At 74.2% G+C, this 12,111-nt stretch carries 10 protein-coding genes; 7 read left to right on the top strand and 3 right to left on the bottom strand.

Translation table 11 applies throughout. The features are described 5' to 3' along the window. Both metX and M3148_RS04480 read right to left on the bottom strand, forming a co-directional pair. Positions 1 to 1,212: a homoserine O-acetyltransferase MetX gene (metX, locus tag M3148_RS04485; protein WP_251303475.1), complete on the bottom strand. Its 1,212-nt coding sequence runs from the start codon at positions 1,210 to 1,212 to the stop codon at positions 1 to 3. A 4-nt stretch (positions 1,213 to 1,216) separates the two neighbouring features. Further along, positions 1,217 to 2,542, bottom strand: a complete 1,326-nt coding sequence (locus M3148_RS04480) for a bifunctional o-acetylhomoserine/o-acetylserine sulfhydrylase (protein ID WP_251303474.1) — start codon at positions 2,540 to 2,542, stop codon at positions 1,217 to 1,219. 578 nt (positions 2,543 to 3,120) lie between these two features. Between M3148_RS04480 and M3148_RS04475 the strand changes: the two genes are divergently transcribed. Next, positions 3,121 to 4,530, top strand: coding sequence for an NlpC/P60 family protein (locus M3148_RS04475; protein ID WP_251303473.1), 1,410 nt, complete (start codon positions 3,121 to 3,123; stop codon positions 4,528 to 4,530). 1 nt (position 4,531) lies between these two features. Here M3148_RS04475 and M3148_RS04470 read toward each other — a convergent pair whose 3' ends face one another. Then, positions 4,532 to 5,059, bottom strand: a complete 528-nt coding sequence (locus M3148_RS04470; protein WP_251303472.1) for an inorganic diphosphatase — start codon at positions 5,057 to 5,059, stop codon at positions 4,532 to 4,534. 166 nt (positions 5,060 to 5,225) lie between these two features. Between M3148_RS04470 and dacB the strand changes: the two genes are divergently transcribed. The 6 genes from dacB to folE all read left to right on the top strand — a co-directional run bounded on the left by dacB (position 5,226) and on the right by folE (position 12,106). After that, complete coding sequence (gene dacB, locus M3148_RS04465) at positions 5,226 to 6,572, top strand: D-alanyl-D-alanine carboxypeptidase/D-alanyl-D-alanine endopeptidase (protein ID WP_251303470.1); 1,347 nt, start codon at positions 5,226 to 5,228, stop codon at positions 6,570 to 6,572. Positions 6,573 to 6,628: 56 nt separating this feature from the next. After that, positions 6,629 to 7,690 (top strand): zinc-dependent metalloprotease, encoded by a 1,062-nt coding sequence (locus tag M3148_RS04460; protein WP_251303469.1) that lies wholly within the window; start codon positions 6,629 to 6,631, stop codon positions 7,688 to 7,690. Between the two features lie 3 nt (positions 7,691 to 7,693). Further along, on the top strand, positions 7,694 to 8,770 hold the full coding sequence (gene tilS / locus M3148_RS04455; RefSeq protein WP_251303467.1) for a tRNA lysidine(34) synthetase TilS: 1,077 nt from the start codon (positions 7,694 to 7,696) through the stop codon (positions 8,768 to 8,770). A 10-nt stretch (positions 8,771 to 8,780) separates the two neighbouring features. Next, positions 8,781 to 9,335: a hypoxanthine phosphoribosyltransferase gene (gene hpt, locus M3148_RS04450; protein ID WP_251303465.1), complete on the top strand. Its 555-nt coding sequence runs from the start codon at positions 8,781 to 8,783 to the stop codon at positions 9,333 to 9,335. A 141-nt stretch (positions 9,336 to 9,476) separates the two neighbouring features. Continuing rightward, the gene (ftsH, locus tag M3148_RS04445) at positions 9,477 to 11,498 is read left to right on the top strand and encodes an ATP-dependent zinc metalloprotease FtsH (protein ID WP_251303463.1); all 2,022 of its coding nucleotides are present in this window, start codon (positions 9,477 to 9,479) and stop codon (positions 11,496 to 11,498) included. Next, on the top strand, positions 11,498 to 12,106 hold the full coding sequence (gene folE, locus M3148_RS04440) for a GTP cyclohydrolase I FolE (RefSeq protein WP_251303462.1): 609 nt from the start codon (positions 11,498 to 11,500) through the stop codon (positions 12,104 to 12,106). The genes ftsH and folE overlap by 1 nt, the downstream gene beginning before the upstream one ends. Positions 12,107 to 12,111: the final 5 nt, after the last annotated feature.

Here is a 12,111-nt window from a genome sequence, read left to right as displayed (position 1 = left end):
TCAGGACCGAGCGACCTGCTTGAGGAAGCCGCCGAGGTGCCGGGTGACCTGGTCGTGCTCGATGAGGAACCCGTCGTGCCCGTAGGGGGAGCGCAGGTAGCGGACCGGCCCGGAGCCGGGCACGCCGGCGGCGATCCGCTCGGACTCGTGCGGGAGGAACAGACGGTCGGACTCGACGGCGATGACGAGCACGTCCGCCGTCACCTCCGCCAGCGCCGACTCGACGCCGCCCCGGTCCCGGCCGACGTCGTGGGTGAGCATCGAGCGGGTGAGGGTGAGGTAGCTGTTCGCGTCGAAGCGCTGGGCGAGCTTGGTCCCGTGGTGGTCGAGGTAGGACTGCACGGCGAAGCGGCCCCCGAGCAGCGGCTCCTCCGCGTGCTGGGGCAGGCGCCCGAAGCGGGCCTCGAGCTCCTCGGCGCTGCGGTAGGTCGTGTGGGCGATTCGGCGGGCCAGCGCGAGGCCGGCGTGCGGGCCGTGCCCGGGCGGCGCGTCGTAGTAGTCGCCGCCGCGGAAGTTCGCGTCGAGCTCGATGGCGGCGATCTGGGCGTGCGCCCACGCGATCTGGTCCGCCGTCGTCTGCGCGCCGGAGGCGATGACGGCGGCCGAACGGACCCGGGAGGGCGCGGTGGCGGCCCACTCGAGCACCCGGTGACCGCCCATGGAGGCGCCGACGACGTGGGCCCACTGCCCGATGCCGAGCAGGTCGCTGAGCTCGATCTCCGCGGCCACCTGGTCGCGGACGGTGACGCTGGGGAAGCGGCTGCCCCACGGGCTGCCGTCCGGTGCGGGGGAGGACGGCCCGGTGGAGCCCTGGCAGCCGCCCAGGACGTTGACGGCGACGACGAACCAGCGGTCGGTGTCGATCGCCAGCCCCGGTCCCACGACCGCCGACCACCAGCCGGGGCTGGGGTGGCCCGGGCCGGCCGGACCAGTGACGTGCGCGTCACCGGTCAGCGCGTGGCAGATGAGCACGGCGTTGTCGCCGGCCGCGTTGAGCTCACCCCACGTCTCGTAGGCCAGCGTCACGGCGGGGAGGCGCCCGCCGGCCTCGAGGTGCAGGGCACCGAGGTCGGCGAAGCGCCGCTGCCCGGCGCCGTGCGCGGGGCGCCAGGCCCCGGTGGCCGGGACCGCCCCGGGGTCGAGGCGCGCCCGCACGCGGTGAGCGGCGGCCTGGCCACTCACCGCGTGCGGGCGGCGCTCCTCGAAGGACACGGTCCTACTCGCCCACGACCGCCGCGGCTGCCTGGGAGACCGCGGCAGCGGCACGCAGCCCGGTCTGCAGGTCGGCGAGGATGTCGTCGATGTGCTCGAGCCCCACGGCGAGGCGCACGAGGCCCGGGCTCACGCCGGCAGCGGTGAGGGCCGCCTCGTCCAGCTGGGAGTGGGTCGTGGACGCCGGGTGGATGACGAGGGAGCGGACGTCGCCGATGTTGGCGACGTTGGAGTGCAGCTCGAGGGCGTCGACGAAGGCGATGCCCGCCTCGTAGCCGCCGGCCAGCTCGAAGGTGATGACGGCACCGGCGCCCTTGGGGGCGTAGTGGCGGGCGCGCTGGTACCAGGGGGAGGAGGGCAGGCCCGCGTATCCGACCTTCGTCACCTGGTCCTCCTGCTCGAGGAACTCCGCGACGCGCTGGGCGTTGGCGACGTGGCGCTCCATGCGCAACGACAGCGTCTCGATGCCCTGGGCGATGAGGAAGGCGTTGAAGGGCGAGACGGCGGCACCGATGTCGCGCAGCAGCTGGACCCTGGCCTTGAGGATGAAGGCGGGGGCGCCGAGGTCCTTGAAGACGAGGCCGTTGTAGCTCGGGTCGGGGGTGGTGAAGCCGGGGAACTTCCCGGGGTCCGCGGACCAGTCGAAGCGGCCGCCGTCGACGATCGCGCCCGCGATCGAGGTGCCGTGCCCGCCGAGGTACTTCGTCGCGGAGTGGACGACGACGTCCGCCCCGTGCTCGAGCGGACGGATGAGGTAGGGCGTGGCGACGGTGTTGTCGACGACGAGCGGCACGCCGTTCTCGTGGGCGATCCCGGCGACCGTCTCGATGTCGAGGACGTCCTGCTTGGGGTTGGGGATCGTCTCGGCGAAGAAGAGCTTGGTGTTGGGCTGCACGGCGTCGCGCCACGCCTGGGGGTCGTCGGGGTCGGTGACGAACGTCGTCGTGATCCCGTACTTGGGCAGGGTGTGGCGCAGGAGGTTGTAGGTGCCGCCGTAGAGGCTGGGGCTGGCGACGACGTGGTCACCGGCCTCGGCGATGTTGAGGATCGCGAAGGTCTCCGCGGCCTGGCCGGAGGCGACGAGCAGCGCCCCCACGCCGCCCTCGAGCGCGTTGATGCGGTTCTCCACCGCCTCCTGCGTCGGGTTGGTGATGCGGGTGTAGATCGGCCCGAGCTCGGCGAGGGCGAAGCGGTTGGCGGCCTGCTCGGCGCTGTCGAAGACGAAGGAGGTCGTCTGGTAGATGGGCAGTGCCCGGGCGCCGGTGGCCGGATCGGCCTGCTGGCCTGCGTGGATCTGCTTGGTCTCGAAGGACCAGGTGGACTCGGTCATGTCGGTTCTCCAGGGTGTGGGGGAGCGGGGGCGAGCCGGCTCCCTGCCGTCACGCCGGTCCCGCGGAGGGGGCGGTGGCGCACGGGGGCCTGGCGCCGAGGGCGGCGGGCGTGGCAACGGTGCGCAGCGTCACGTGCACATTCGTCGGCTCATGCTGGGGAGCCTAGGAACGCCGCGAGCGGCTGAGAAGGGGTGTCTCGCGCAGCGGACCCGCCACCGCGGCGATGTCCACGACGTGGACGCCGCTGGACGCCGCGCGCTGACACCGCGCGGGGACCCCCCACCCACCCGCCCCCACCACGCTGAGCGCTGAGCTGCGACGGGGTGGAGAAGGATCCGTCGCCGCGGGCGGGGGAGGGCGGTGGAGCGCGCGCAGTAACAACTCAGCGCTCGCGCGGGTAGGGGCCGCGTCAGCGCTCGGCGAGGGGTGTCCGGGTTGGGAGGGCTGAATGACACGGATGTGACTTATGAGGCTGCTGTGACTGGTGTTCCGTTAGGGGGTTTGAGGCGCTAGCGTGTTCGTCGGTGCCGTCCCGGCGCTGAGGGAGAGCCGCCCAGTGGGCGGCAGAGGAGGCATTGTGGGCTGGTTGGACCGTCGGCGGCAGGCAGCGGTGTCCGTCGCCGTGCTCGCGCTCACCAGCGGCATGCTCGTCAGCTCGGCCACGGCCGAACCGCCGAGCGAGGAGGAGATCGCCGCCGCCCGCGAGGCGGAGGGGCGCACCGCCTCGAGCGTCGCCGAGCTCGAGGTCGAGCTCGCCAGCCTCGCCACCCGGCTCGAGGACGCGACCGTCCGGGCCCAGCAGGCCAACGAGGAGTACCTCGGCGCGCAGGAGGCCCTGGACGAGGCCACCGCCCGCGCCGACGAGGCCCGCGAGGCCGCCGCGACCGCCCAGGCCGAGGTCGAGGAGCAGCGCGCCGAGATCGGCCGCATCGCGATGTCCGCCTACCGCTCCGGCCCCGGCGCCCTCGGACCCATCGAGCCGCTCCTGTCGGCCGACAGCTTCGAGAACGCCATGCAGCGCGCGACCACCACCGAGCGCATGGGCACCCGCGCCGACGAGGCGCTCCAGCGCTTCCAGGCGACCGAGCTCGTGGCCGCCACCTTCCAGCGCCGGGCCGACGAGGCTGCCGTGGCACAGGAGGACGCGACGACGGCGCTCGCCGCCGCCGCCGAGGAGGCCCGCGACGCCGCCAGCGGGGCGGAGACCCAGCTCGCGCTGTCCGCCGACCGCCGCGAGGGGCTCATCGCCCAGCTCGCCGAGCAGCGCGGCACGACGGCCGAGCTCGAGCGTGAGCGCCAGGACGCCCAGGACCAGGAGCGCCGCCGCCGCGAGGCCGAGGTGGCCCGCGCCGCGGCCCTCGAGGCCGCCCGCGAGCAGGAGGCCGCCTCCCGCGCCAACGACCGGCCCGCGGCCCCGGCGCAGCCGGCTCCCGCGCCGTCACGGCCCGACGGCGAGCCGTCGCGCCCGGCACCCGAGCCCGCACGGCCGGCCCCGCAGCCGTCCCGGCCCGAGCCGACGCGCCCCGCGCCCGAGCCCGCCCGCCCGGCCCCCCAGCCGACCGCCCCCGCACCCCAGCCGCAACCTAAGCCGGAGCCGGCACCCCAGCCGCCGCCGTCGTCGTCCAGCGGTGCGAAGGCCGCACTGGACTGGGCCCGCACGCAGCTGGGCAAGCCCTACGTGTGGGGCGCGGCCGGCCCCAACGGCTACGACTGCTCGGGCCTGACCCAGACGGCCTTCGCCCGCGCCGGGATCTCCCTGCCGCGCACGACGAAGGCGCAGTACGCCGCCACCACGCGCGTGCCGGTCGACCAGCTCCAGGCCGGCGACCTCGTCTTCTACTCCAACAACGGCACGGCCTCGGGGATCTACCACGTGGCGATCTACGCCGGTGACGGGATGCGCCTGCACGCGCCGTCGCCGGGCAAGACCGTCGAGCTCGTCCCGATGTACTGGCCGAACGTCCTGCCCTACGGCGGGCGGGTCTGAGCTACTCCGCCTGGCCCGGCCCGTGCGGGTCGGCGTGCTCGTAGTAGCCGGCGTCCTTGGCGCGCTGGAAGGAGCGGCGGATCTCCTCCTCCGCCTCCTCACGGCCCACCCAGTGCGCGCCCTCGACGGACTTGCCGGGCTCGAGGTCCTTGTAGACCTCGAAGAAGTGCTGGATCTCCAGGCGGTGGAACTCGCTGACGTCCTCGATGTCGGTGCGCCACGACGCGCGCTGGTCACCGGTGGGCACGCACAGCACCTTGTCGTCACCGCCCGCCTCGTCGCGCATGCGGAACATGCCCAGCGCGCGGCAGCGGATGAGGCAGCCCGGGAACGTGGGCTCCTCGAGGAGGACGAGCGCGTCGAGCGGGTCGCCGTCCTCGCCGAGGGTCATCTCGATGAAGCCGTAGTCGTCGGGGTAGCGGGTGGAAGTGAAGAGCATCCGGTCCAGGCGAATCCGTCCGGTCTCGTGATCCACCTCGTACTTGTTGCGGTTCCCCTTGGGGATCTCGATCGTGACGTCGAACTCCACTGCCTGACCTCTTCTCCTGGGCGCCGGTGCCTCGCTGGGGTGCGGGAGCCGGGGGTGCGCTCATGTCGTTACCGAGCACTAGTCTGACCTACGAGTTCGCAGATCGCGGCCACAACGTGGCGCAGGAGGGATGGCGGCCGGCGTGGCGTCGAGCAGCAGGCGGCGGGTGACGGCCACCGTCACGGCCCTGCTCCTCCTCGTGGCCGGCTACGGCGCGGCCGACGCCGCCGACCTCGTCCCCGGCGTCCTCACCACGCAACTCCCGGTGCCGGACCCCGCACCGTTCCCGCAGCCCGCCGCCGAGCCGGCCGAGCCGCTCCTCACCGCCCTGGACCCGGACGCGCCGGTGCCCTCCGCGCAGCGGCTCACCGCGCTCAGCGAGGCGCTCGCCGCGGACGAGCGCACCGGCGGGGACGTCGGCGTCGTCGTCGAGGACGCGCTCACCGGGGAGGTGCTCGTCGACGTCGGCGGCGCCCGACCCCGCACGCCCGCCTCCTCGCTCAAGCTTCTCGGCGCCGTCGCGGCCCTCGACGCGCTCGGGCCCGGGCACGTCCTGCGCACGACGGCGGTGGCCGGGGAGGGCGGGCAGGTCGTGCTCGTCGGGGGCGGGGACGTCCTGCTCACCGACGGCGAGGGGAGTCCCCGCGACGCCGTGGGCCGTGCCTCGCTGCGCGACCTCGCCGCCCAGGTGGCCGGGACGCTCGCGGGGGAGGAGGTCCGCGTGGCCGTGGACGACTCGCTGTTCACCGGCCCGCGCTACGCCCCCGGATGGGGCGGCATCGACCTCGACTTCGTCATGCCGATCCAGTCGCTCGCCGTACGCGCGGGCGTCGCGCCGGACGGCGGGTACCAGGAGGACCCGGCGCTCGCGGCCGGCACCGCCTTCGCGGACGCGCTGCGCGCCGAGGGGGTCGAGGTCCGCGGGGAGGTCACCCGCGCCGTCGCCCCCGCCGGTGGGCAGGAGCTCGGCGCCGTCGAGTCCGCGCCCCTGCGCGACGTCGTCGCCCACACCCTGGCGGTGTCGGAGAACTCCGTCGCCGAGGTGCTCTCACGGCTCGTCGCCGTCGCCGACGGCGAGGAGGCGACCTTCGCCGGCGCCACCCGCGCCGTCCTGGCTCGGCTCGCCGGGCTCGGCATCGACACCGACGGCGTCACCCTCGCCGACACCTCCGGGCTCCTCGTGGAGAACCAGGTCCCGGCGAGGGTGCTCGCGGACGTCGTCACCACCGCGATGGAGCGCCCCGAGCTCCACGGCGCCGTCACCGGTCTGCCCGCCGCCGGCCTCGAGGGCACGCTGAGCGCGCGGCCGATGGGCCCGGCCGCCGGTGTGCTGCGCGCCAAGACGGGCACGCTCACCACGGCCGTCAGCCTCACCGGTCTCGTCCAGGACGTCGAGGGGCGCCTGCTCGTCTTCGCCGTCGTCGCCGACGAGCTCGAGCTCGGCGGGGTCGGCCCGGCCCGCGCCGCCCTCGACGAGTGGGCCGCCGAGGTCACCACCTGCGAGTGCGGTTAGCCCGGAGCTGCCGGGCGTGCTGCGCCTGGGCGGGGCGCGCGGGATAGCGTGACCGCATGAGCTCTCCCATCGACTGGCGGGCGGCCCGCCACCGTGCCGCCGTGCTGTCCCGGCCCGGGCCCCGTGCCGGGCGCGCCGAGATCCGCGGCCTCGTCACCGTGCTCCACACCTCCGCGAAGGAGGCGCCGGGACACGTCGCCGACATCACCGGCCTGGAGGACGCCGCCGCGCAGGCCGCGCGCCGCCCCGTGTACGTCGTGGACCGGGCGCGCTGGGCCGAGGCCAACATCGGGATGTTCCGCCACCTCGTGGGCGACCTGCTCCCCCCGACCACGCTGCCCGGCGCCGCCCGGCTCGGCGGTGAGGAGCTCGGCGTCATGCTCTCCTACCTGTCGACGAAGGTGCTCGGCCAGTTCGACCCCTTCACCAGCGCCGACGGACGCGGGGAGCCGGGTTACCTCCTCCTCGTCGCGCCGAACATCCTCCACGTCGAGCGCGAGCTCGACCTCGACGCCCTCGACTTCCGCCGCTGGGTCTGCCTCCACGAGCAGACCCACGCCGTCCAGTTCTCCGCCGCGCCCTGGCTCGCCGGCCACCTCGCCGAGCGGATGACCGCGACCGTCTCCTCGATCGCCTCCCCGGAGGGGGGCGGCCAGCGCCTGGCACGGACCGTGCGCGCCGTCGTCGAGGCCGTCACCACGCCGCGCGGGGAGACGCCGAAAGCGCAGGCCCTCGCGGGGCCGCTCGTCGACGCCGTGCTCACCGACGAGGAGCGCGAGCGCCTCGCGGAGGTCGTCGCCGTCATGTCGCTGCTCGAGGGGCACGCCGACGTCGTCATGGACGCCGTCGGCCCGCGCGTGCTGCCCTCGGTGGCCCGCATCCGCACCCAGTTCGACCGCCGCCGCGAGGGCACCGGGACCCTGGACGTCGTCACGCGCCGGCTCATGGGGATGGACGCCAAGATCGCCCAGTACCGCAACGGCGCCGACTTCGTCCGCGCGGTCGTGCACCGGGTGGGCCACAACGGCCTCAACGCCGTGTGGGCCGCCGCGGAGAACCTGCCGACCCCCGCCGAGATCGCCGACCCGACCGCCTGGGTGCGCCGGGTCCACGGCTGAGCCGTGGCCGGTCCCGCCCCGGCGGTGGCCGCCGCCCGCACGGCCGTCCGGGCAGTGCTCGCGGACCTGCCCGCGGGCTCCCTCGTGCTCGTCGCCTGCTCGGGCGGCGCCGACTCCCTCGCCCTGGCCGCGGCGACCGCCTTCGTCGCCCCGCGGGCGGGACTGCGGGCCGGGGCGGTGGTCGTCGACCACCGGCTGCGCGCCGGCAGCGACGACGTCGCCCGCGAGGCCGCGGACGCGTGCCGGGCGCTCGGGCTGCACCCGGCCCAGGTGCGCGGCGTCGACGTCGACGGGCCCGGTGGTCCGGAGGCCGCCGCCCGCACGGCGCGCTACGCCGCGCTCAGGGAGGCCGCGACGGAGACCGGGGCCGCCGCCGTGCTGCTCGGGCACACCCTGGACGACCAGGCCGAGACGGTCCTCCTCGGCCTGGGCCGTGGCTCCGGGAGCCGTTCGCTGGCCGGGATGGCGCCCGCGGCCGGGCTGTGGCGCCGCCCCCTGCTCGGTCTGCGGCGCCCGGACACCGAGGCCGTGTGCGCGGCTCTCGGGCTGCGCTGGGCCGAGGACCCGACGAACGCGCCCAACGGTCCGTGGCGCCGCGCGGACGGCGGCCCGCTGCGCCGTTCCGCCGTCCGCCACCAGGTGCTGCCGGCCCTCGCCGAAGCCCTCGGGCCCGGCGTGCCCGAGGCACTGGCCCGCACCGCCCGGCGGCTGCGGGAGGACGAGGACTACCTCGCCGCCGCCGCGGTCGAGCTGGCCGACCGTGCCGGCCTCCGCGGGGAGGGCGAGCCGGCGGGGGAGGGGGGCCGGGGCCGGGTGAGCGATGCGGACCCGGTGAGTCTCGACGTCGTCGTCCTCGCCGCTGCCCACCCCGCGCTGCGGGGACGGGTGCTCCACCAGGCCGCCACGGCGGCCGGGTGCCCGCCCGGCGCGCTCGGGGCGGTGCACGTCGCGGGTCTCGAGGCCCTCGTCACGGACTACCGGGGTCAGGGCCCGCTGGCGCTGCCCGGCGCTGTCACCGCGCGCCGTCGGTGTGGCAGGCTGACCTTCGGCCGCCGCGGCCAGCGCGGCGCAGGTGAGTGAGGGAGTGCGCATGGACGCCAGCGACATGGGAGACGACCTCGAGAAGGTTTTGCTGTCCAAGGAGCAGATCGAGGCCCGGCTCGACGAGATGGCCGCCGAGATCGACGCCGACTACGCCGGCAAGGACCTCCTGCTCGTCGGGGTGCTCCGCGGGGCCGTCATGGTGATGGCCGACCTCTCCCGCCGCCTGCACGCCAACATCGAGATGGACTGGATGGCGGTGTCGTCCTACGGGTCGGGCACCAAGTCCTCCGGCGTGGTGCGCATCCTCAAGGACCTCGACACCGACCTGCACGGGCGCCACGTGCTCATCGTCGAGGACATCATCGACTCCGGGCTCACGCTCTCCTGGCTCGTGTCGAACCTCCGCAGCCGCGGCCCGGCGTCCGTGGAGATCGCCACCATGCTGCGCAAGCCGGAGGCCGCCAAGGTCGAGGTCGACGTGCGCTACGTCGGCTTCGACATCCCGCCGGAGTTCGTCATCGGCTACGGCCTGGACTTCGCCGAGAAGTACCGCCACCTACCCTTTGTCGGCACGCTGGCCCCCCACGTCTACAACGGCTGAGCGTCCCGTGCGCCGCCGCCCGGCACCGGCCGGACGGCCGTCCTGCCCTGGGCGAACACGCACCTGCCTGCGCGGACCCTACGTGTAACGTCAAACGATGATCGATCGAGCAGGAGGGACCCGGCCGTCGCGCCGCCACCGATGAACGCCAAGAAGCTGCTGCGCGGCCCCATCGTGTGGGTCGTCCTCGTCCTCGTCCTCGCCTACCTCGGCGCCTCCATGCTCACCGGGGACAGCCCCGAGGAGATCGACACCTCCGACGGCCTGGAGCTCCTCGCCGGCGACACCGTCGAGCAGGCGGAGGTCACCGACACCACGCAGCGCGTCGAGCTCGTCCTCAGCAAGGACTTCGAGGACAAGGGCGACCTCGTCGCCTTCTACTACGCAACCCCTCAGGGCGAGACCGTCATGGACGCGATCGCCGCGGCCGACCCCGCCGAGGGCTTCAACTCCGAGGTGCCCCGCCCCTCGTTCTGGTCCTCCGCGCTCAGCCTCCTGCTGCCGATGCTCATCCTCCTCGGCGTCTTCTGGTTCCTCCTGTCCCGCATGCAGGGTGGCGGCGGGATGATGAAGTTCGGCAAGTCCAAGGCCAAGATGGTGAGCAAGGAGAACCCCCAGGTCACCTTCGCCGACGTCGCCGGTGCGGAGGAGGCCGTGGAGGAGCTCGAGGAGATCCGCGAGTTCCTCGAGGACCCGTCCAAGTTCCAGGCCGTGGGAGCCAAGATCCCCAAGGGCGTCCTCCTGTACGGTCCGCCCGGCACCGGCAAGACGCTCCTCGCCCGCGCCGTCGCCGGCGAGGCCGGCGTGCCCTTCTACTCGATCTCCGGCTCGGACTTCGTCGAGATGTTCGTCGGCGTCGGCGCCTCCCGTGTGCGGGACCTCTTCGAGCAGGCCAAGGCCAGCTCCCCGGCGATCATCTTCGTCGACGAGATCGACGCCGTCGGCCGTCACCGCGGCGCCGGCATGGGCGGCGGGCACGACGAGCGCGAGCAGACGCTCAACCAGCTGCTCGTCGAGATGGACGGCTTCGACGCGACGACGAACGTCATCCTCATCGCCGCCACCAACCGGCCCGACATCCTCGACCCGGCGCTCCTGCGGCCCGGACGCTTCGACCGTCAGATCACCGTCGAGGCGCCCGACCTCCAAGGTCGCACCGCGATCCTGCGGGTCCACGCCCGCGGCAAGCCGATGGTCCCCGAGATCGACCTCCAGATGGTCGCCAAGCGCACCCCCGGCTTCACCGGCGCGGACCTCGCCAACGTCCTCAACGAGGCCGCCCTCCTCACCGCCCGCTCCGGCGCCGACCTCATCGACGACCGCGCGCTGGACGAGGCGATCGACCGAGTCATCGCCGGCCCGCAGAAGCGCACCCGGCTGATGAACGAGAAGGAGAAGAAGATCACCGCCTACCACGAGGGTGGTCACGCCCTCACGGCGGCGGTGCTCCGGTACACCGACCCGGTGACCAAGGTGACGATCCTGCCGCGCGGCCGGGCGCTGGGCTACACGATGGTCATGCCGAGCGAGGACAAGTACTCCACGACCCGCAACGAGCTCCTCGACCAGCTCGTCTACGCGATGGGTGGGCGCGTCGCCGAGGAGATCGTCTTCCACGACCCCACCACCGGCGCCTCCAACGACATCGAGAAGGCCACCGGCCTGGCCCGCAAGATGGTCACCCAGTACGGCATGAGCGACCGGATCGGCGCGGTGAAGCTCGGCACGGACACCGGGGAGCCCTTCCTCGGCCGCGACATGGGCCACCAGCGCGACTACTCCGAGGACATCGCCCGGATCGTCGACGAGGAGGTCCGCCGCCTCATCGACTCCGCGCACGACGAGGCCTGGGAGATCCTCCACGAGTACCGCGACGTCCTGGACCACCTCGTCCTGGAGCTCCTCGAGCACGAGACCCTCAACGAGCGGGAGCTCGCGGCCATCTTTGCGCCGATCGTCAAGCGCGAGCCCCGGCCGGTGTGGCTCTCCTCGGTCAACCGGACGGTGTCCGACCGTCCCCCGGTCCGCACGCCCGTCGAGGAGCGCACCGGCGCCGACGGCATGCTCCCGCAGGACGAGGCGGCCGCGGCCGGTGGCGAGGGTCCCGGGCTGGGCGAGGTCCCGCCGTCGGGGCAGGTCGGTGGCCCGGCCGAGGGCGTGTGATGGGCGAGGCGTCAGCGCTCCCGGAGGGCCAGGCCGTGCGCCCCTACGACGCCGAGGGCGTCCGGGCGGCGGTGCGTGACCTGCTCGTCGCCGTCGGGGAGGACCCGGACCGTGAAGGCCTGCGCGACACCCCAGCGCGCGTCTCGCGGGCCCTGCAGGAGATCTTCGCCGGGATGCGGACCGACCCGGCCGAGGTCCTCGCGACGACCTTCGACCTCGGCCACGAGGAGATGATCCTCGTGCGGGACATCGAGGTGTACTCCACCTGCGAGCACCACCTGCTGCCCTTCCACGGCGTCGCGCACGTGGGGTACATCCCCGGGCACCAGGGCCGCGTCACCGGGCTGAGCAAGATCGCGCGGCTCGTGGAGACCTTCGCCCGCCGCCCGCAGGTGCAGGAGCGGCTCACCTCGCAGATCGCCGACGCGCTCGTCACGCACCTGGACCCGCAGGGCGTCATCGTCGTCATCGAGTGCGAGCACCTGTGCATGTCGATGCGCGGGGTGCGCAAGCCCGGCGCCCGGACGATCACCTCCGCCGTCCGTGGCCAGATGCGGCAGGCCGCCACGCGCGCGGAGGCGATGAGCCTCATCGCGCCCCGCCGCTGACGTGG

This window comes from Georgenia satyanarayanai, from assembly GCF_023715365.1.
GTDB lineage: Bacteria > Actinomycetota > Actinomycetes > Actinomycetales > Actinomycetaceae > Oceanitalea > Oceanitalea satyanarayanai_B.
Note: the sequence above shows the minus strand (reverse complement) of the source record. Positions and strands in the feature narration are given on the sequence as shown.